Origin of the sequence: Pseudomonas gingeri, assembly GCF_013385635.1 — a bacterium.
GTDB classification, from domain to species: domain Bacteria; phylum Pseudomonadota; class Gammaproteobacteria; order Pseudomonadales; family Pseudomonadaceae; genus Aquipseudomonas; species Aquipseudomonas gingeri_A.
Genome location: NZ_JACAPR010000023.1, coordinates 102145 through 121814 on the forward strand (window position 1 = coordinate 102145; position 19670 = coordinate 121814).

At 63.1% G+C, this 19670-nt stretch carries 16 protein-coding genes; 7 read left to right on the forward strand and 9 right to left on the reverse strand.

The genetic code is table 11. The features are described from left to right. The first annotated feature begins 541 nt into the window (after window positions 1–541). From HX851_RS26170 to HX851_RS26180, 3 genes are read left to right on the forward strand one after another with little or no spacing between them, the layout of a single operon-like run. Window positions 542–841, forward strand: a complete 300-nt coding sequence (locus HX851_RS26170; protein ID WP_177059302.1) for a hypothetical protein — start codon at window positions 542–544, stop codon at window positions 839–841. A 13-nt stretch (window positions 842–854) separates the two neighbouring features. Further along, on the forward strand, window positions 855–1724 hold the full coding sequence (locus HX851_RS26175; RefSeq protein WP_177066159.1) for a DUF72 domain-containing protein: 870 nt from the start codon (window positions 855–857) through the stop codon (window positions 1722–1724). Between the two features lie 33 nt (window positions 1725–1757). Continuing rightward, complete coding sequence (locus HX851_RS26180) at window positions 1758–2600, forward strand: isocitrate lyase/PEP mutase family protein (RefSeq protein WP_177059306.1); 843 nt, start codon at window positions 1758–1760, stop codon at window positions 2598–2600. A 256-nt stretch (window positions 2601–2856) separates the two neighbouring features. On the opposite strand, the gene HX851_RS26185 is transcribed toward HX851_RS26180, so the two are convergent. Then, a complete protein-coding gene (locus HX851_RS26185) occupies window positions 2857–3471 on the reverse strand; it encodes an energy transducer TonB (RefSeq protein WP_177059307.1) in 615 nt (204 codons plus the stop codon). 92 nt (window positions 3472–3563) lie between these two features. Here HX851_RS26185 and HX851_RS26190 point away from each other — a divergent pair, with 92 nt between their 5' ends. Next, on the forward strand, window positions 3564–4346 hold the full coding sequence (locus HX851_RS26190) for a class I SAM-dependent methyltransferase (RefSeq protein ID WP_177059309.1): 783 nt from the start codon (window positions 3564–3566) through the stop codon (window positions 4344–4346). Window positions 4347–4370: 24 nt separating this feature from the next. Here the strand turns inward: HX851_RS26190 and HX851_RS26195 are convergent, their stop codons facing one another. Next, a complete protein-coding gene (locus tag HX851_RS26195; RefSeq protein WP_177059311.1) occupies window positions 4371–5006 on the reverse strand; it encodes a TetR/AcrR family transcriptional regulator in 636 nt (211 codons plus the stop codon). A gap of 93 nt (window positions 5007–5099) precedes the next feature. Here HX851_RS26195 and HX851_RS26200 point away from each other — a divergent pair, with 93 nt between their 5' ends. Further along, the gene (locus tag HX851_RS26200) at window positions 5100–6200 is read left to right on the forward strand and encodes an efflux RND transporter periplasmic adaptor subunit (protein ID WP_177059313.1); all 1101 of its coding nucleotides are present in this window, start codon (window positions 5100–5102) and stop codon (window positions 6198–6200) included. Between the two features lie 6 nt (window positions 6201–6206). After that, a complete protein-coding gene (locus tag HX851_RS26205) occupies window positions 6207–9272 on the forward strand; it encodes an efflux RND transporter permease subunit (protein ID WP_177059314.1) in 3066 nt (1021 codons plus the stop codon). Window positions 9273–9435: 163 nt separating this feature from the next. Here the strand turns inward: HX851_RS26205 and HX851_RS26210 are convergent, their stop codons facing one another. From HX851_RS26210 to plsB, 3 genes are all read right to left on the reverse strand, one after another. Then, window positions 9436–10125: a DUF4197 domain-containing protein gene (locus HX851_RS26210; protein ID WP_177066158.1), complete on the reverse strand. Its 690-nt coding sequence runs from the start codon at window positions 10123–10125 to the stop codon at window positions 9436–9438. A gap of 147 nt (window positions 10126–10272) precedes the next feature. Continuing rightward, window positions 10273–10893: a hypothetical protein gene (locus HX851_RS26215; protein ID WP_177066157.1), complete on the reverse strand. Its 621-nt coding sequence runs from the start codon at window positions 10891–10893 to the stop codon at window positions 10273–10275. Between the two features lie 122 nt (window positions 10894–11015). Then, window positions 11016–13514: a glycerol-3-phosphate 1-O-acyltransferase PlsB gene (gene plsB, locus HX851_RS26220; RefSeq protein WP_177059321.1), complete on the reverse strand. Its 2499-nt coding sequence runs from the start codon at window positions 13512–13514 to the stop codon at window positions 11016–11018. Between the two features lie 257 nt (window positions 13515–13771). On the opposite strand from plsB, the gene HX851_RS26225 reads away from it, so the two are divergent. Beyond that, window positions 13772–13981 (forward strand): cold shock domain-containing protein, encoded by a 210-nt coding sequence (locus tag HX851_RS26225; protein ID WP_017127105.1) that lies wholly within the window; start codon window positions 13772–13774, stop codon window positions 13979–13981. Window positions 13982–14172: 191 nt separating this feature from the next. Here the strand turns inward: HX851_RS26225 and HX851_RS26230 are convergent, their stop codons facing one another. The 4 genes from HX851_RS26230 to HX851_RS26245 form a co-directional block, all read right to left on the reverse strand. Then, the gene (locus HX851_RS26230) at window positions 14173–14550 is read right to left on the reverse strand and encodes a hypothetical protein (protein WP_177066156.1); all 378 of its coding nucleotides are present in this window, start codon (window positions 14548–14550) and stop codon (window positions 14173–14175) included. 85 nt (window positions 14551–14635) lie between these two features. Then, entirely contained in the window at window positions 14636–15445 is an 810-nt protein-coding gene (locus HX851_RS26235; RefSeq protein ID WP_177066155.1) for a putative RNA methyltransferase, read from the reverse strand. Then, window positions 15445–16596 carry a succinyl-diaminopimelate desuccinylase gene (gene dapE, locus HX851_RS26240; RefSeq protein ID WP_177059329.1) on the reverse strand — a complete coding sequence of 384 codons (1152 nt, stop codon included), beginning with the start codon at window positions 16594–16596 and terminating at the stop codon, window positions 15445–15447. The genes HX851_RS26235 and dapE overlap by 1 nt, the downstream gene beginning before the upstream one ends. Before the next feature lie 220 nt (window positions 16597–16816). Continuing rightward, window positions 16817–19408: a glycosyltransferase gene (locus HX851_RS26245; protein ID WP_177059327.1), complete on the reverse strand. Its 2592-nt coding sequence runs from the start codon at window positions 19406–19408 to the stop codon at window positions 16817–16819. Between the last annotated feature and the right edge of the window lie 262 nt (window positions 19409–19670).

Sequence of the window (19670 nt, forward strand, 5' to 3'; positions counted from 1 at the left end):
CGGCGGTGGCGACATGACGGACAGCGCCAGGCTCAAGGGCCTCATCGCTGGCAAGCCAGCTCCTACACGGATCGCGTCTGCCACGATACTTTCGGTGATGCACAAACGTGTAGGAGCCGGCTTGCCGGCGGTGGCGACATGACGGACAGCGCCAGGCTCAAGGGCCTCATCGCTGGCAAGCCAGCTCCTACACGGCTCGCGTCTGCCACGATACTTTCGGTGATGCACAAACGTGTAGGAGCCGGCTTGCCAGCGATGGCGACATGACAGACAACGCCAGGCTCCAGGGCCTCATCGCCGGCAAGCCGGTTCTTACAGGAAGACGCGGCGGCGCATAAATTTCAGGCTAAACTGGACGTTAAGCCGATCACCCTGAAAACCCCTTCGATCAGTCAAAAATGTGCCGTCCGTCATGTTTTGCACCGATTGATGTCGTTGTGTGAAAACCTTTTCCAGGTTCTGTGGTCTGGTTATCACTCGGGCAATAGCTATGTACGACGCGTACTGCTAAATTGCCATCATCGACACCGAGCATGCCCCAATGCGTATAGACGGCGTTTCATCACAGTCCTACCCCATCAAGCGCAAGCCCCGCAAAGCTGGCGTGGTACTCGATGGCGACGAGGAACTGCTGGACAACGAGAATGACGACCTGTCGCAAGTCGCTGCTCGTGCCCAGGCCGCCGGCGGCCGCCTGGCCAATCTGCCCGCACGTCCGCAGGACATGATCTTCCCGCGCTCGATGAGCAAAAGCGTCGCGACCGCCCTGGCCAGCTATCTGACCACCGCCGGTTTTGTCGAGTGGGATATGGAAGTGCTGGGGCTCGACCTGCATATCTGATCTAATCGGTGTCATGACCGGTTCCATCCTGCCTTATTACCTTGGTTGTCCTTCCTGGAGTGAAAACGCCTGGCGCGAATTCCTGTACCCGGAAAACGCCCGCCCGACGGATTTTCTCGATCTCTATTCCCAGGTCTTCAACGCCGTCGAGGGCAACACCACTTTCTATGCGCGGCCAGCGCCGGGTACTGTCGAGCGCTGGGCACAGACCATGCCCGGCCATTTTCGCTTCACCGCCAAGTTTCCCCGGGATATCAGCCACGGCGGCGACTTGCGTGAGCAGGCGCAGGCGGCCGAGGATTTCCTGCAACTGCTCAAGCCCCTGGGCGAGCGTGTGTCGCCATTGTGGCTGCAATTGCCAGCGAGTTTCGCCCCTCACCGCCTGAGCGAACTGGCCGGGTTTATCGACAGCCTGGAGCGACCGCTGGCCATCGAGGTGCGTCATCCGGAATTCTTCGCCAGGGGCGATGCCGAGCGGATGCTCAATCGATTGCTGCTGGATCGTGGAGTGGAGCGCATCTGCCTCGATCCGCGGGCGTTGTTCAGTTGTACCTCGACCGAACCTTCGGTGCTGCACGCCCAATCGAAAAAGCCCAAGGTGCCGCCGCGTCCCGCCGCCTTTACCCGGTTTCCCCAGGTACGTTTCATCGGTCATCCGGAACTGGCGGCCAATGAAACCTTCCTCACGCCCTGGATCGAGAAAATCGCCGGCTGGATCGAGGAAGGGCGTACGCCGTACATTTTCCTGCATACCTCGGACAACCGTCTGGCGCCGGAGCTGGCCCGACGTTTTCACCAGCGTCTGATGGCACGTTTGCCTGGCTTGCCGGCACTGCCTGAGCTATACAGAGAGCCCGCCGTGGAGCAACTCGGCTTGCTCTGACGGCGACCTGTTTCTTCTGCCGGGAGTCGACCAATGGATGCGCAACCCTCTCAAGTCCAGAGCCTTCGCGCTCAGGCCTTCAAGGCTCTGCATGAACGCGCCGGAGCCTTTGTGATCCCCAATCCGTGGGATGCCGGCTCGGCAAAAATGCTCGCCGCCCTGGGCTTCGAAGCGCTGGCGACCACCAGCGCCGGCCTGGCGTTTTCCCTGGGACGTCCGGATGCCGAGGGCGCGATCACCCGCGCCGATACCCTGGACAACGCCCAGGGGATTGTCCGGGCGACTCCCTTGCCGGTGGCGGCCGACCTGGAAAACGGTTTTGCCGACAGCCCCGCGGGCTGTGCCGAGACCATCCTGATGGCGGCTGAAGTCGGCCTGGTGGGTGGTTCCATCGAGGACGCCACGGGCAATGCCGAAGACCCGATCTATCCCTTCGCACTGGCGGTCGAACGGGTCGAAGCGGCGGCAGCGGCGGCGCGCAGCTTGCCCTTTGCCTTCACGTTGACGGCACGGGCGGAAAACTTCCTGGTCGGTCGGCGGGATCTGGAGGACACCATCCGGCGCCTGCAGGCGTTCGCCGAAGCCGGTGCCGATGTGCTGTATGCGCCGGCCTTGAGTACGCCGGAGGAGATCCGCGCGATCGTCAAGGCGGTGGCACCCAAGCCGGTGAATGTGCTGATGTCCGGCGGTGTGTCGTTGTCGGTGGCGGATCTGAGCGCGCTGGGGGTCAAACGTATCAGTGTCGGTTCGGCATTGGCCCGGGCGGCGTACGGGGCGTTCTATCGGGCGGCCGAAGAGATTCGCGGGCAAGGGAGCTTTTCTGCGCTGGATCAGGCGATGCCATTTGCGCGGATCAATCAGATGTTCAAGGGTTAGGACGTTCTGCGCTCGTGCGCAAAATCTGCATACGACACTGTACTTGTAGGAGCCGGCTTGCCGGCGATGGCGACATGACGGACAGCGCCAAGCTCAAGGGCCTCATCGCTGGCAAGCCAGCTCCTACAAGGGTCGTGTCTGCCACGATACTTTGCGGTGATGCACAAACGTGTAGGAGCCGGCTTGCCGGCGATGGCGATCGTGAGGGCGCCACAAGATCCAAGGGCAGCATCGCGGGCAAGCCCAGCTCCTGCGGTCACGCCGCCAGGCGCAGGTTGTGGGCCACCAGCGGGCGCGCCCAGAGCAGGTCGTAGTCCATTGCTTTCTGTTGCTGTGCCAGGGTCTGCTCGTCGAACGGCACGGCCGGTTTTTCCAGCAGGTCGAGTTCGAATTCGGCGATCGGCAGGTGCAGCGGGCGCGGTTGTGGCCCCGTGCCCGGATCGGGCAACGGCTGCCCGGCGGTGAGTACGATCGGGCGAACCCAACCGCTTTCGAAGTCCTGCTGTTGCTGTTGCGCGACGATTTCATCGTCCGGATAGGGCGGTGCAGGCTTTTTCAGCAGGTCCAGTTCGAATTCGGCGATCGGCAGGAACAGCGGTTCTGGCGGGCGAACCGGCGTATCGGTGACATCGCAGTGCCGCTGGTCGACGATCTGCGCGAGCATTTCCGCACCGGCGGTTGGCTCGACCGGGCCGTCGACCGGCAATTCGACGCTGGCTTGTTTCGGCGCATCACCCACTTGCTCGGCCATGGCTCGGGCAAAGAAATCCTGCCACAGATGGCTGACGCCGCTCAGTGCTTGAGAATTTCGCAGGCCGTAATCGCCGACGGGCGATAGATAACCTATGGATGTGCGTTGAATGTCTGACATAGCTCTCGGTCGACGCCCAGCTCTGGCAAAATGCCGGATCATTCTGTTATCGGCAGTTTTTGCCGATCATTAAATTTTTGAGCGTGTTTTTCATGAGTGAGCAGCAAGCGGCCGTACGGATCAGAGTCGAGGCCTTGGCCGAAGGGTTTCAGCCCCAGGCGGAGCAGTGGGCCGAACGGCTGGGGTTGCCCTTGCAGGAGCCCGAGGCGGAGTTTGCGGTGCAGATCGGTGAGCAGGGGCTGCAGTTGCAGCAACTCGGGCCGGATGCACCGGGCCCGGTGCGGGTGGATTTCGTCGAAGGCGGTGCGGCGCACCGCCGCCTGTACGGTGGTGGCAGCGGCCAGATGATCGCCAAGGCGGTCGGTATCCAGCAGGGTGTGCGTCCGCGGGTGCTGGATGCCACGGCCGGCCTGGGCAAGGATGCCTTCGTGCTGGCCAGCCTGGGCTGCGAAATGAGCCTGATCGAACGCCAGCCGCTGATCGCTGCCTTGCTGGAAGATGGCCTGGCCCGTGGCCTCGATGATTTCGAGGTGGCGCCGATTGTTGCACGCATGCATCTGCTCAAGGGCAACTCGATCGAGGTGATGCGCAACTGGGAGGGCGAGCCGCCACAGGTGATCTACCTGGACCCGATGTTCCCCCATCGGGAGAAAACCGCCCTGGTGAAAAAGGAAATGCGTCTGTTCCGGCCATTGGTCGGTGACGACCCGGATGCCCCTGCATTGCTCGAAGCCGCATTGGCGCTGGCGACCCATCGGGTGGTGGTCAAACGCCCGCGCAAGGCCCCGTGCATTGCCGGGGCGAAGCCGAGCCATGCCCTGGATGGCAAGTCGAGCCGCTACGATATCTATCCGAAGAAAGCGCTGAAGTCCTGAGGCCACTCGTCGGCCCTGAATGACTCAGGGCCTGTAGGCCCGCATGAACAGCTCCACCACCTCGCGCACATGAGCTTCGCCGTCCTCGGCGTTCAGCGGCTCGCCGCAGCCATAGAGCAGGCGGAAATTCGCCGCGCCCTTGAGCAGGCAGAAGAAGTGTTCGGCGGCATTGTGCGGCTTGTCGATATCCAGGGCGCCACTCTGGTGGATCTTGCTCAGCAGCCGCTCCATCTCCGTAAGCATCCGCTGCGGGCCGGCCTCGAAGAAGATCTGTGACAGCTTCGGGTCCTGGCTGCCCAGCGCCATGATCAGCCGATGCAGGTTCACCGACTCGTCGCTGTTGATCAGGATATGAAAGCCCCGGGCGATATTGAGCAGCACCGACTCCACCGGCACGCCCACGGGCAGGGCGAAGAACAGCTCGGGCAACTGCTCCTCGCATTTGGCCACCACGGCGGCGGAGAACAGCGTCTCCTTGTCGTTGAAATGGCTGTAGACCGTCAGCTTCGAAACACCTGCCGCTGCTGCTACCGCGTCCATGCTGGTGCTGGCGTATCCATTACTCAGGAACAGATCTTTCGCCGCTTCAAGAATGGCCTGGCGTTTTGCCAGGTCCTTGGGGCGACCGGGGCCGCTGGGCACAGAAAGATTGTCGGACATTTTCCACTTTAATACTGGACTGGTCAGTTTGGTATTAATACCATGCCGGCCAGTATAATTATTCTGAGCATTCTTAGCGAAAGGTCCTACACCATGTTCCGCTATGTCCTGCCCCTTGCGTTGCCGGTCAGTTTAGCCTTTTTCCTGGCAGGCTGTGGCCATGAAGAGTCCGCCCAAGTCACTGTACGTCCCGCAATGGTGGTTCAACCGCAACTGTCGGCCCAGGCCATGGACAGCTATCCCGGTGAGGTGCGGGCGCGTTTCGAGCCCGAGCTGGCGTTCCGTATCGGCGGCAAGGTGACCCGGCGACTGGTGGAGGAGGGTGAGCGGGTCAAGGCCAACCAGCCGCTGGCGGAGCTCGATCCCCAGGATGTGCGCCTGCAACTGGAGGCCACCCGGGCCCAGGTCGCGGCGGCCGAGGCCAACCTGAGCCTGGTGCGTTCCGAGCGCGATCGCTACAAGACCCTGCTGGATCGGCAGATGGTCAGTCGTTCGCAGTATGACAACGCGGAAAACACCTACCGCGCCGGTGAGGCGCGCCTCAAGCAGATCAAGGCCGAGTTCGACGTCTCCAGCAACCAGGCCGGCTACGCCGTGCTGCGGGCGCCCCAGGATGGCGTGGTCGCCAAGCGTCAGGTCGAAGTCGGCCAGGTAGTGGCGGCCGGGCAGACGGTGTTCACCCTGGCCGCCGACGGCGAGCGGGAAGTGCTGATCAGTTTTCCGGAGCAGGCCTTCGGACGGTTCAAGGTCGGCCAGGATGTGGCAGTCGAGCTCTGGTCCCAGCCGGACCAGCGCTTCAACGGGCATATCCGCGAATTGTCGCCGGCGGCCGATCCGAAATCCCGGACCTTCGCCGCGCGGATCGCCTTCAGCGTCGGTAAAACCCCCGCCGAACTGGGCCAGAGCGCGCGCGTGTTTGTCCAGGCCGCGAGTGTCGTGCCGTTGTCCGTACCGCTGTCTGCCCTGACCGCCGAGAATGGCGCGACCTACGTCTGGAAAGTCCAGGCGGACAACACCCTCAAGCGCACTCCGGTACGCGTCGGCGCCTTCGGCGAGAAGAGCGTGCCGGTGCTCGAAGGCCTCGGGGCCAGCGACTGGGTGGTGGCGGCCGGTGTGCATGTGCTCCATGAGGGCGAACTGATTCGCCCGGTGGATCGCTCCAACCGCGTGGTCAACCTGGCGGCCAAGGAGTAGTCCCCGATGGGTTTCAACCTTTCCGAATGGGCGTTGCGTAACCGCCAGATCGTACTGTTCCTGATGATATTGCTGGCGCTGGTGGGGGCTCTGTCCTACACCAAGCTCGGCCAGAGCGAAGACCCGCCGTTTACCTTCAAGGCCATGGTGATCCGCACCAACTGGCCGGGCGCGACGGCCCAGGAAGTCTCGCGGCAAGTCACCGAGCGCATTGAAAAGAAACTGATGGAAACCGGTGAGTACGAGCGGATCATGTCGTTCTCCCGCCCCGGCGAATCCCAGGTGACCTTCATGGCCCGGGACTCGTTGCACTCGGCGCAGATTCCCGAACTCTGGTACCAGGTGCGGAAAAAAATCGGCGATATCCGCCAGACCCTGCCGCCGGACATCCAGGGGCCGTTCTTCAACGATGAATTCGGTACCACCTTCGGCAATATCTACGCGCTGACCGGCGACGGTTTCGACTACGCGGTGCTCAAGGACTACGCCGACCGTATCCAGATCCAGCTGCAGCGGGTCAAGGATGTGGGCAAGGTCGACCTGCTGGGACTGCAGGACGAGAAGATCTGGATCGAGCTGTCGAACGTCAAGCTGGCGACCCTCGGCCTGCCACTGACGGCGGTCCAGCAGGCGTTGCAGGAACAGAACACGGTGTCCACGGCGGGCTTCTTCGAAACGCCGACCGAGCGTGTGCAACTGCGCGTCAGCGGTAACTTCAAGAGCGTCGACGAAATCCGCAACTTCCCGATCCGGGTCGGTGATCGCACCTTCCGCATCGGGGATATCGCCGAGATCCATCGCGGCTTCAACGATCCACCGGCGCCACGCATGCGCTTCATGGGTGAGGATGCCATCGGCCTGGCCGTGGCGATGAACGAAGGCGGCGATATCCTGGTGCTGGGCAAGGCCCTGGAGGTCGAGTTCGCACGGATCCAGAAAAGCCTGCCGGCGGGCATGCAGTTGAGCAAGGTTTCCGATCAGCCGGCGGCGGTCAAGACTGGTGTCGGCGAATTCGTCCAGGTGCTGGTGGAGGCCCTGGCGATCGTCCTGCTGGTGAGTTTCTTCTCCCTCGGCGTGCGCACCGGCATGGTCGTTGCCCTGGCGATTCCGCTGGTGCTGGCGATGACCTTCGCCACCATGTATTACCTCGGCATCGGCCTGCACAAGATTTCCCTTGGTGCGCTGGTGCTGGCGCTGGGTTTGCTGGTGGACGACGCGATCATTGCCGTGGAAATGATGGCGATCAAAATGGAGCAGGGCTTCGACCGGCTCAAGGCGGCGAGCTTCGCCTGGACCAGCACGGCGTTCCCGATGCTCACCGGTACGCTGATCACCGCCGCCGGCTTCCTGCCGATCGCGACCGCGCAGTCCGGGACCGGCGAGTACACCCGTTCGATCTTCCAGGTGGTCACCATCGCGCTGCTGGCGTCGTGGATTGCCGCCGTGGTGTTCGTGCCGTACCTGGGGGAAAAACTGCTGCCGGACCTGGCGAAGATCCACGCCGCCAAACATGGCGCGGGGCAGCCTGACCCCTATGCCACGCCCTTCTACCAGCGGGTACGCCGCCTGGTGGGCTGGTGCGTGCGTCGGCGCAAGACGGTGATCGTCCTGACCGTGCTGTTGTTCGTCGGCTCGGTGGTGTTGTTCCGCTTCGTCCCGCAGCAGTTCTTCCCGGCTTCCGGACGACTGGAACTGATGGTCGACCTGAAGCTGGCCGAAGGCGCGTCGCTGAGTAACACCGCCGATCAGGTCAAGCGCCTGGAAGGCCTGCTCAAGGGACATGCGGGCATCGACAATTACGTGGCCTATGTCGGCACCGGCTCGCCGCGTTTCTACCTGCCGCTGGACCAGCAATTGCCGGCGGCCAGCTTTGCCCAGTTCGTCGTGTTGGCGAAATCCATCGAGGACCGTGAAAGCCTGCGGACCTGGTTGATCGGTACGCTCAACGAGCAGTTCCCCGACCTGCGCTCGCGGGTCACGCGTCTGGAGAACGGCCCGCCGGTAGGGTATCCGGTGCAGTTCCGGGTCACCGGCGAGCATATCGAAGTGGTGCGCGCCCTGGCCCGCAAGGTGGCGGCCAAGGTGCGCGAGAACCCCCATGTGGTCAACGTGCACCTGGACTGGGAGGAGCCGAGCAAGGTGGTCTACCTGAATGTCGACCAGGATCGTGCCCGGGCCCTGGGCGTGAGCACGGCGAACCTGTCGCGCTTCCTGCAGAGTTCCCTGACCGGTTCGACCGTCAGCCAGTACCGCGAAGACAACGAGTTGATCGAGATCCTGCTGCGCGGCACCGTGCACGAGCGCAACGAGCTGTCGGCATTGCCGAGCCTGGCGGTGCCGACCGACAACGGCGCCAGCGTGGCGCTGTCGCAGATCGCGACGCTGGAGTACGGCTTCGAGGAAGGCATCATCTGGCACCGCAACCGCCTGCCCAACGTGACCATCCGCGCCGATATCTACGGCCAGGAGCAGCCGGTGAGCCTGGTCAAGCAGATCATGCCGACCCTGGACCCGATCCGTGCCGAATTGCCGGACGGCTACCTGCTGGACGTGGGCGGTACGGTGGAGGACTCGGAACGTGGCCAGGCTTCGGTGAACGCCGGGGTGCCGTTGTTCATCGTGGTGGTGCTGACCTTGCTGATGCTGCAATTGCGCAGCTTCTCGCGGGTGGCGCTGGTGTTCCTCACCGCTCCGCTGGGACTGATTGGGGTGACGCTGTTCCTGCTGGTGTTCCGCCAGCCGTTCGGCTTCGTGGCGATGCTCGGGACCATCGCCTTGTCGGGGATGATCATGCGTAACTCGGTGATCCTGGTCGACCAGATCGAGCAGGATATCCGCGCCGGCATGTCGCAATGGCAGGCGATCATCGAGGCGACGGTACGGCGCTTCCGGCCGATCGTGCTGACCGCGCTGGCGGCGGTGCTGGCAATGATCCCGCTGTCACGCAGCGTGTTCTACGGGCCGATGGCGGTAGCGATCATGGGCGGCCTGATCGTGGCGACGGCCTTGACCCTGCTGTTCCTGCCGGCGCTGTATGCCGGCTGGTTCAGGGTGAAGAAGACCGAGGAGTAAGCCGTTGCACGGGGTCGCTGATCGTTCCCACGCTCTGCGTGGGAACGCCTTGCTGGATGCTCTGCGTCCGCTGTTGTGACGCGGAGCGTCACGGGCTGCATTCCCACGCGGAGCGTGGGAACGATCGGAGCTTGCTCCCACGGCGTGGGAACGATCGGTCGGATCAGAGCGCGCCGAACACCTTCTTCGCCAGACTGGTCGCGGCTTCCGCCGGGTTGGCGCGGATACCTTCTTCCTTCTGGGCGATCATCTTGAACAGGCCGTCCAGGGCCTTTTCCGTCACGTAGCTTTCAATGTTGGCACTCTTGGCATCGAGCACGCCAAGGGTCGCGGCCTGCCCGGCGAACGAGTTGTACTGCTTGGCCAGGCCGACCTGGTCGGTGGCCTGCTTGACGATCGGCAGGAACTTGGCGCGGATCTGTTCGCGGCTGGTCTTGTCCAGGTACTGGGTGGCCGAGTCCTTGCCGCCGGTGAGGATGCCCTTGGCATCGGTCACGGTCATCTTTTTCACCGCGTCCACCAGCAAGGCCTGGGCCTGCGGCATGGCCGCCTCCGCCGCCTTGTTCATGCTGGTTTCCAGCTGGTCGACCTGTTCGCCCATGCCGAACTGTTTCATCTTGCTGGCGACCTTGCCCAGCTTGCCCGGCAGTTCGATCTTCACTTGCGGGTTGTTGCTGAAGCCACCGGGTTTGCCGAGTGTCGTGACGGCCGCCACGGCACCCTGGGCCAGGGCGTCCTTGAGACCGCCCGAGGCTTCGCCCTGGGAAAGGCTGCCGAGGGACAGGGCCAGGGCGTTGGCGGAGATCAGCAGGCCGGCGCAGAGGCCTGCCAGGCGTAGGGAAGGACGGAGCATGGGAAGCTTCCTTATTCGAGAAGTGAAGAAATGACCGGGCGCAATCGACACCGACCCGCAAGGGATGTGCAGACGCGACCTCGTACCTGGGAGAATCTAACGGATTTGCCGCCAAACGCCAGCGCCCCGCGGCCCCACATCCGGATATCAGGCGCTCAGGGTGAGGGTTTGCGGCTTTTCCTTCAGCAGCACGACGGTCCTGGGAATGGGTTTCATGATGAATCTGCGACGGCTGCCGAAGGTACCCCGGGTCTCGTAAGCCTGGCCGGGCTTGACCTTGAGCGGGTCATAACGCAGATAACGGGGGATCGAGCCCTTGAGCAAGGTGATTTCCTCGCTGAGCACGTAAGGCGGAAGGCCGGGTTCCGTCAGGGCAACCAGCCTCAGGGTAGCCAGGGTGTTTTCCTCCGTACCGATCAGTGGCACCAGCGCGGCGCTCAAGTAGAGGTAGCCGGGTGGACTCAGGTGAAAGCTTTCTTCCTGGTTGTCCTTGCGCCAGCGGAAGCTGTACTTGAGATCGGCCAGTTGCGAGACGCCGGCAACGCTCATGTCTAACTCGATCTCGATCTTGCAGTTGTAGCGCAGATCCTGGGGCAGTTCGAAGGTGAAGCGCCACGGTGATTGGGCGGGCAGCCGGGCAGCGGTCCAGGTACCCAGGACCGTGCCGGTGCAGCGGTTGCGCAGGATGATCCGGGTCTCGGCCATGGCCGGGATCGAGTAGTCCGGCGGGAAGTGGAAAACAGCGGTCACGACATTTTTTGCAGTCATCTCGATATCCTTATCGAACGCGTCAAAAGCAACGCAAGGTTCAGTCTATACGAGCGTCGGCGGGGTAAATCCGGCAAGGAAGCATCCGTGCTTCTTTGCCGAATCGTCTGTCATTAGGTCGCTTATTCTCCGACGTTGGCCGGCTGGTCGGCGGCATCCTCGTTGCGGTGCAGCGCCACCTGGCGGATCGACAAGCGGATCTCCGCCGGCAACACCCGCTTGGCCGCGCCTTCCGCCAGTTCGCCGAGCAGTTCGTGATGACTCAGCTTGCCGGCCTCGTCCCGGCGCAGGACGTCGAGGTCGAGCAGGGTCTGGATAAAGTGCCGGAACAGGCTCTTGTCGAAGAACTCCGGCGCGTTGAGCCCGTGCAGGATCGACAGGCGCTGGGCCATGACCGTGCACAGGTCTTCCAGCTCTTCGGCGCTGATGCTGTTCTGGCCGCTGTTGAGCAGCAGCGAGATCGCCATGTAGAAGCGTTGCAGGGTCTGGGCAATGCTTTTCGACAGCAGTGTCAGCAGCACGAAATGCCGCGAGCTGGGCGCCGGGCGCAGATAGACGTCGTTCTCGAAACGCAGCAGGCCCTGTTCGACAAAGGCTTCGAGCCACTGGTCGATGACAGCGTCGAGTTCGTCGAGGGACCAGCGGATGAACAGTTCCGATTGCAGGTACGGGTACAGCGCCCGGGTATAGCGCAGGATCAGTTCGCGGCTCATGCGCGACGAGCTCTGGAAGAAACTCGCCAGCAAGGCCGGCAGGGCGAAGATATGCAGGACGTTGTTGCGGTAGTAGGTCATCAGGACGGCGTTCTGCTCGTCCAGGTAGAGGATCTTGCCCAGGGCATCGCTCTGCTCGGAGAGCAGGTCCATATCCTTGACGTGCTGGATCAGCGCGCGGCCGTCACCTTGCGGCAGGGTGGTGTGCGGCGAATAGGGCACCCGCCGTAGCAAGGCCAGGTAGAGATCGAGGACCCGGGCCATGGCGCGGTCGTCCAGGGCCAGGCGGCTGGTGGACAGCAGGGCCAGGGCCACCAGGTTCACCGGGTTGATCGCGGCGGCTTCGTTCAGGTGTCGGGCCACGCGCTCGCCGAGGCGGTGGGTGGTCGCGTTCAGCCACGCCGGCTTGAACTGCGGGCCCAGTTCCTGGTTGCGCCAGTCCGGTTGTTCCTGGTCGAGGAATTCGGCGAGCTTGATCGGTTCGCCGAAGTTGACCGCCACCTGGCCGAAGCGCTGCTTGAGGGCACCGATGACCTTGAAGATGTCGAAGATCGATTCCTTTTTCTTGCTCGCCCCGCGCAGCTCGCCGAGGTAGGTGCGGCCTTCCAGCACCCGTTCGTAGCCGATGTAGACCGGGACGAAGACAATCGGCATGCGCGAAGAACGCAGGAAGCTGCGCAGGGTGATCGCCAGCATCCCGGTCTTGGGTTGCAGCATGCGCCCGGTGCGCGAGCGCCCGCCTTCGACGAAGTACTCCACCGGGAAACCCTTGGTGAACAGGGTGTGCAGGTATTCGTTGAACACCGAGGTGTAGAGCGGGTTGCCCTTGAACGTGCGGCGCATGAAGAACGCGCCGCCACGCCGCAGCAGGCTGCCGATCACCGGCATGTTGAGGTTGATCCCGGCGGCGATGTGCGGCGGGGTCAGGCCGTTGCGAAACAGCAGGTAGGACAGCAGCAGGTAGTCGATGTGGCTGCGATGGCAGGGCACATAGATCACTTCGTGACCCTGGGCCACGGCCTGCACGCCTTCGATATGGTTGACCCTGATGCCGTCGTAGATCTTGTTCCAGAACCAGCTCAGCACCACTTCGAGGAAGCGGATCGCGGTATAGGTGTAGTCCGAGGCGATCTCGTTGCCGTAGCGCAGGGCCTGGGCCTTGGCCTTTTCCTTGGAGATGTTCTCGCGTTCGGCCTCTTCGAGGATCGCCTGGCGCACCAGTGGTTCGTTGACCAGGCCCTTGACAAGGTTGCGGCGGTGGGACAGGTCGGGACCGATGACCGCGGTCTTGAGGTTGCGAAAGTGCACTCGCAGGATGCGCTGGGCCATGCGCACGGTGCGTTCGTGGCCCTTGTTGTGCTCCACCAGTTCGCGCAGGCGGATTGGCGCGGAGAACTGCACGCGGGTCTTGCGGCCGAGAATCAGGATGCTCAGCAGCCGACGCAGGCGGCCGGTGACCGCCCAGCTATCGGCGAACAGCAGTTTCCACGGGCTCGACTCGCTGTCCGGCGACTGTCCCCAGAACACGCTGACCGGGATGATCTGAGCATCCTCGGCGGCGTGCCGACTCAGGGTATCGACCAGGCGGGTCAGGGTCGGCGGCGCACCGCGCTTGTCCTGGCGGCCCAGCCAGTCCGGCTCGGGGGTCAGGTAGAAAAACGCCGCCGGCTCCATCAACGGTCCCACCGCTACCGGCAGCACCGGGCGTGGCAGGCCGGCCTTGGTGCATTCGCGGTCGACCACGGCGAGGTCGGTCAGCGACGGCGATTGCAGAACGTAGAACACCGGGCGGCTGCGGTCGAGGTTGAGGGTCAGGGACGACTGGTTGATCGTCTCCGAGCGCACCCACAGGTACAGGAGGCGACGCAAGGTGCCAAACACAAGACGGCGGAACGGGGAGCGGGTCATACGGCTTCTGCTTAAGGTGGCTGCTTCTATTGGAATAAACCGAGCGTTTGCTCGGGGTCGCTAGTGTGCCGTATCTACCGAAAATCGGCAAAAAGGCGACGAAGTAATATTGATTGAGAGTTTTTCGAGCTGTCTTATACTCCGAGGTTCGCCATGAGCGGTATGACCCATGCGCGTCACGCGAAGTTCTGGCGATCAGGCTTGGAGGACCCTACGAGCGGGGTTCATTCGATAATAAAAAGACGGAGTACGGATTCATGGCAACTCGCGAGACAGGCAATGTGAAGTGGTTCAACGATGCCAAGGGCTACGGCTTCATCCAGCGCGAAGATGGGGCGGATGTGTTTGTGCACTACCGCGCGATTCGTGGTGAAGGCCATCGTTCCCTGGCTGAGGGGCAGCAGGTCGAGTACGCGGTGGTGGAAGGCCAGAAGGGCTTGCAGGCCGAGGATGTGGTCGGGTTGTAATCCTCTATTTGGCGGTGCAGGGGACCTTGTTGTGGCGAGCGGGCTTGCCCGCGCTGGACTGCGGAGCGGCCCCAAAGCCGGCTGATGCGGTCTTTCAGGTGTATCGCGTCGGTCGGTTTACGGCTGCTTCGCAGCCGAACGGGGGCAAGCCCCCTCGCCACAGAGGTTCCATGCAAGCCCGGTTTCCGGGGTTACGCCGTACGCCAGGTGATCTCTTCTTCGCCGTCGGCGCTGATGCGGATCCAGCGATCGGCGCTTTCCTCGCCTTCTTCCTCGACCCAGCTCCCCGGCGCGCAGCGCACTTCGACGTCCAGCGCGGCAAAGGCGGCGCGGGCGCAGGCGATGTCGTCATCCCACGGTGTCTGGTCGCTTTCCAGGTACAGGCTGTTCCATTTGCCCACGGCCTTGGGCAACCAGGTCACTGGCACGCCGCCAGCCTTGCACTTCCAGGTCTGGCCCTTCTGGCTCCATTCGGTACAAGGGCCGAGGGCTTCGCCGAGCCAGGTGGCAATGGCCTTGTGGTCGACGTCGGCGTCTTTCAGGTAAATCTCGATATCGGGCTGGCGCATGGATGTCCTCGCTGCGGCTGCTGAAAAATCCATTCGCGGATTCGGTCGGTCGCCAACCCGGGTTGGCGAAGAGTTTTAGTAGGGGTTACTGCAGAACGAAGTAATCGTAGCGCATCGACACGCTGACCTCGAACGGCTCGGCCTGTTCGATCACCAGGGCCCGGCGCTCGGCGCTGGCACGCCAGCCGTGCGGGGTCATGGCCAGCAGGTTGGCGCGGTCCCGGGGACTGGCCAGGCTCAGCTTGAACTCCAGCACTTCGCTGTGTTGCAGCGTCATGCCGTCCGGCACCAGCGCCAGGTGCTTGTCATCGGTGTACTCGCGCACTTCGTCGTAGAGTCGCTCGCGCAGTTCCATCAGGTGGCCGCTGGTCGGTCCGACTTTCATCAGGCCGCCACCGGGGCTGAGCAGGCGCCGGGCTTCCTGCCAGTCCAGGGGACTGAAGACGCTGGCGAGAAACTGGCAACTGGCATCCGCCAGGGGAATTCGCGCCATGCTGGCGATCAACCAGGTCAGCTGTGGATTGCGCCGACAGGCACGCTTCACGGCTTCACGGGAGATGTCCAGGGCATAGCCGTCGGCGGCGGGCAGCGCCTCGGCGATCCGGGCGGTGTAGTAGCCCTCGCCACAGCCGATATCGACCCAGCGTTGCGGCGCCCGTTCGGCAGCCAGCTCGGCCAGGCGCCTGGCCACCGGGGCGTAATGCCCGGCATTGAGGAAGTCACGTCGGGCCTCGACCATCGCCTGGTTGTCACCCGGGTCACGGCTGTTCTTGTGCTGCACCGGCAGCAGGTTCAGGTAACCCTGGCGGGCGCGGTCGAAACGGTGCCCGACCGGACAGGCCACGCCGTTGTCGACCGCGCTCAGCGGTGCGCTGCAGAGAGGGCAGGTGAGCATCAGGCGAGCAACTTGATCAGGGTCTGGTAGTAGATTTCGGTCAGGACATCGAGATCGCTGGCCAGGACCCGCTCGTTGACCTGGTGAATGGTTGCGTTGACCGGGCCCAGTTCCACCACCTGGGTGCCAAGGGTGGCAATGAAGCGCCCGTCGGAGGTGCCGCCGCTGGTGGAAGCCTTGGTCTCGCGACCGGTGATGGCCTTGATGCTGGCCGACACCGCATCGAGCAGCGCACCCGGCTCGGTCAGGAACGGCAGGCCGGACAGCGCCCAGTCCACGTGCCAGTCCAGCTCGTGCTTGTCGAGGATCGCCGCGACCCGCTGCTGCAGGCCCTCGACGGTCGACTCGGTGGAGAAACGGAAATTGAACAGCGCGGTCAGCTCGCCGGGGATCACGTTGGTCGCTCCGGTGCCCGAGTTGACGTTGGAAATCTGGAAGCTGGTCGGCGGGAAAAACGCATTGCCGTCGTCCCAGTGTTCGGCGGCCAGTTCGGCCAGGGCCGCGGCGGCCAGGTGGATCGGATTCTTTGCCAGGTGCGGGTAGGCCACGTGGCCTTGTACGCCGCGCACGGTGAGCTTGGCGCCGAGGGAGCCACGGCGGCCGTTCTTCACGACGTCGCCGACCAGCGAGGTGCTCGACGGCTCGCCGACGATGCACCAGTCCAGGCGCTCCTGGCGGGCGGCCAGGCGTTCGACCACGGCCTTGGTGCCGTGATGGGCCGGGCCTTCTTCATCGCTGGTGATCAGGAAGGCCACCGAGCCCTTGTGGTCCGGGTAGTCGGTGACAAAGCGCTCGGCCGCCACCAGCATCGCCGCGAGGCTGCCCTTCATGTCCGCGGCGCCGCGCCCGCAGAGCATGCCGTGCTCGTCGATCAGCGCATCGAAAGGATCGTTCTGCCAGGCCTGCAGTGGGCCGGTCGGAACCACGTCGGTGTGGCCGGCGAAGCACAGTACCGGACCTTCGTGGCGACCGTGGGTGGCCCAGAAGTTATCCACATCTTCAATCCGCATCGGCTCCAGCTTGAAACCGGCATCGCCCAGGCGCTGCATCATCAGCTTCTGGCAGTCGGCGTCGATCGGCGTCACCGACGGACGGCGGATCAGATCACAGGCAAGTTGCAGGGTCGGCGAAAGGTCGGCGTGGGCCGTCATGGGAAACTCCGGATGCTGGGGCAAGGTCGGGTAATACTTGTAGGCGCGTGGCTTGCCCGCGAAAGCGTCCTTGAGGGCGCCAAAAGCTTCGCTGGCAAGCCATGCTCCTACAGTCATCGGGTTTGGCCGTGGAATCGTGCTCGACCAAGGCGCGGAAAATGGCGGATATCTTAAAGCAAAACGGCGACCAGAGGCCGCCGTTTAGTGCATTGCATCGCGTTTATGCGACCGGTACCTGCTCCGGCGCTTCCACCGGTTTGGGCAACGAAGAGACAAACGCCATGATCAGTGCGGCCAGGTATGGCAGCGACTGCACCAGCAGCATGGTCACCCAGAAACGCATGTCGTTGCTCGGCAAGCCCTGCACGAGGAAGATCCCCAGCGCCGCACCCCACAACAGCAGCATGATGAACAGCTCTTCCCGGGCTTCCGAGATCGCCACCCACAAGCCGTGGTTGTCGGCGTTCTTCGGCGTCCGGAAGAACGGAATGCTGGTGGTGAAGAAACCGTAAAGCACCGCCTTGGCAATGGTGTGCGACAACGCCAGGCCGGCCAGCGCCGCGGCGAAGGCATCCTTCATGTTGACTCCGACCGCGCGGCGGTAGAGGAACAGGATCTTGCCGACCTTGAACACGAACAGCGCCAGCGGCGGGATCGCGAAAATCAGCAGTGGCGGGTCGACCCGTTGCGGCACGATGATCATTGCCGAGGACCAGAGCAGGGCGCCGAAGGTGAAGAAGATGTTCATGCCGTCGGCGACCCACGGCAACCAGCCCGCGAGGAAGTGGTAGCGCTGGCCGCGGGTCAGCTCGGTGTCCTTGCCGCGCAGCAGGCTGGCGGTGTGCCGCTTGATGATCTGGATCGCCCCGTAGGCCCAGCGGAAACGCTGTTTCTTGAAGTCGATAAAGGTATCCGGCATCAGGCCCTTGCCGTAGCTGTGGTGGTGGTAAGCCGCCGACAAGCCTTTCTCGAATACCCGCAGGCCCAGTTCGGCATCTTCACAGATGCACCAGTCGGCCCAGCCCAGCTCTTCCAGCACCGAGCGTCGGGTCATGGTCATGGTGCCGTGCTGGATGATGGCGTCACGGTCGTTGCGCGTGACCATGCCGATATGGAAGAAGCCCTTGTATTCCGAGTAGCAGAGCTTCTTGAAGGTGCTTTCGTTCTGGTCGCGGTAGTCCTGTGGCGACTGCACGATGGCGATCTTCGGATCGGCGAAGTGCGGCACCATGTGCTTGAGCCAGTTGCGGTCGACGCAGTAGTCCGAGTCGATCACCGCGATCACTTCGGCATCCTTGGCGGTGTGCGGGATCAGGTAGTTCAGCGCACCGCCCTTGAAACCGGCCAGCGGTGCGACGTGGAAGAAGCGGAAGCGCGGGCCGAGGGTTTCGCAGTAGGCCTGCACCGGTTCCCAGACCGCCGGGTCCTTGGTGTTGTTGTCGATGATCAGGACTTCGTAGTCCGGATAGTCGAGGGCTGCCAGGGCGTCGAGGGTCTGCTTGACCATCTCCGGTGGCTCGTTGTAGCACGGCACATGGATCGAGACTTTCGGGCGGTAGTGCGAATCGCCTTCCACCGGCAGGAATTCCCGCCGACGCTTGTGGGTCCAGACCGCCTCGGCCAGTTCATGGGCCTCGGTCAGCAGGACGATAAACACCCCCAGCGCGCCGAGGGCGAGCAGGAAGCCCACCGTCAGGCTGAACCAGGTGCTGTATTGCTGGCTGTAGTCGTAGCCGATCCACACCAGCACCGATCCGCAGAGGAAGGCGATAAAGGTCAGGAAGGTCCGGCCGCGCTGGCGCAAGGCGGAACCGTCGATCAGCAGCATGGCCAGGGACAGCATCGCCAGCACCACCGAGCCGATGGCCAGTACGCGCCATTGCGGGATGGCGACGACCGGGCCTTCGAAGTTGAATTTCTGCTGGCGGGCAGCGTTGTACACGCCCCAGTAGGCGCCCACGGAGCCTTCGTCGCTGGCCTTCCATGGCTGGTCGAAGGCCTCGATCACGAAGTAGTTGAAGCCCTGGCGGTTAAGCTTGTTCACCAGCGTGCGCAGGTAGATCGCCTGGTCGGCCTGGGTGGCATCGGCACCGCCGCGCATCCGGCCGTTGCTTGGCCAACCGACTTCCGACAGCAGCAAGGGCTTCTTCGGGAACATGCGCTTGAGTTCGCGGGCGCGGTCCAGCACGTACTGGCCGGACTTCTCCATCGGGATGAATTCCCAGTACGGCAGGATGTGCGCGGCGATCAGGTCGACGTGCTTGGCCAGTTCCGGGTTGTGCTCCCAGATGTGCCACTGCTCGGAGGTGGTGACCGGCACCTTGACGGCGGCGCGTACGCGATCGAGCAGCACGCCCAGTTCCTTGGCGGTGATCTCCTTGCGGAAGATCGCCTCGTTGCCCACCACCACGCGAACCACGCTGCGCGAGGTATTGGCCAGTTCGATGGCGCGGGTGATTTCCCGTTCGTTGCGCTCCTGGTCCGGACTGATCCAGATACCCAGGGTCACCCGCAGGCCGAATTCCTCGGCCAGCTTGGGAATATCCTGCAGTGTGCCGTCGACCGAGTAGATACGGATGTTGTCGGTCAGCTTGCTGATGATCTCCAGGTCGCGACGCATATCATCGTCGGTCGGGAACTGGTCTTTCTGCGGGAACTGGCCCTGCTGGAAAGGCGAGTAGGAGAAGCCGGAAATGTGTTCAGGCCAGTTGGGGGCCGATACCGGACGGTTGATCAACGCCCAGAAACCGGTGAACAGCGCGGCGATTGCCAGCACCACCACCAGATTGAGTCCAAATTTACGCGATGACATAGATATTTCGGGTTCCGAAAGGGGCTAGAACGTTGAACAGCGCGGCGCGCATCCTACACGTGCAATTCGCTGAGCGCATAGCAATGTGGAGGGCGGCTGAGCTTTGGCAATGACAGTTCGTTTAAGTTCTTTCTTGAGTCTTTGTAGCTCGTTTCTTGTGAAGATGTTGTCATTTTCACTCAGGTTGCCGCCATTCGTAGCCGGAAGGTGCTTGCAACCTTCGAACGGCCCTATAATGCGCGCCGATTTTTCGGGTTATTGG

Coding starts and splice junctions, on each gene's coding strand:
- HX851_RS26170 (WP_177059302.1), top strand. CDS start 542: ATGCGTATAGACGGCGTTTCATCACAGTCCTACCCCATCAAGCGCAAG.
- HX851_RS26175 (WP_177066159.1), top strand. CDS start 855: ATGACCGGTTCCATCCTGCCTTATTACCTTGGTTGTCCTTCCTGGAGT.
- HX851_RS26180 (WP_177059306.1), top strand. CDS start 1,758: ATGGATGCGCAACCCTCTCAAGTCCAGAGCCTTCGCGCTCAGGCCTTC.
- HX851_RS26185 (WP_177059307.1), bottom strand. CDS start 3,471: ATGTCAGACATTCAACGCACATCCATAGGTTATCTATCGCCCGTCGGC.
- HX851_RS26190 (WP_177059309.1), top strand. CDS start 3,564: ATGAGTGAGCAGCAAGCGGCCGTACGGATCAGAGTCGAGGCCTTGGCC.
- HX851_RS26195 (WP_177059311.1), bottom strand. CDS start 5,006: ATGTCCGACAATCTTTCTGTGCCCAGCGGCCCCGGTCGCCCCAAGGAC.
- HX851_RS26200 (WP_177059313.1), top strand. CDS start 5,100: ATGTTCCGCTATGTCCTGCCCCTTGCGTTGCCGGTCAGTTTAGCCTTT.
- HX851_RS26205 (WP_177059314.1), top strand. CDS start 6,207: ATGGGTTTCAACCTTTCCGAATGGGCGTTGCGTAACCGCCAGATCGTA.
- HX851_RS26210 (WP_177066158.1), bottom strand. CDS start 10,125: ATGCTCCGTCCTTCCCTACGCCTGGCAGGCCTCTGCGCCGGCCTGCTG.
- HX851_RS26215 (WP_177066157.1), bottom strand. CDS start 10,893: ATGACTGCAAAAAATGTCGTGACCGCTGTTTTCCACTTCCCGCCGGAC.
- plsB (WP_177059321.1), bottom strand. CDS start 13,514: ATGACCCGCTCCCCGTTCCGCCGTCTTGTGTTTGGCACCTTGCGTCGC.
- HX851_RS26225 (WP_017127105.1), top strand. CDS start 13,772: ATGGCAACTCGCGAGACAGGCAATGTGAAGTGGTTCAACGATGCCAAG.
- HX851_RS26230 (WP_177066156.1), bottom strand. CDS start 14,550: ATGCGCCAGCCCGATATCGAGATTTACCTGAAAGACGCCGACGTCGAC.
- HX851_RS26235 (WP_177066155.1), bottom strand. CDS start 15,445: ATGCTCACCTGCCCTCTCTGCAGCGCACCGCTGAGCGCGGTCGACAAC.
- dapE (WP_177059329.1), bottom strand. CDS start 16,596: ATGACGGCCCACGCCGACCTTTCGCCGACCCTGCAACTTGCCTGTGAT.
- HX851_RS26245 (WP_177059327.1), bottom strand. CDS start 19,408: ATGTCATCGCGTAAATTTGGACTCAATCTGGTGGTGGTGCTGGCAATC.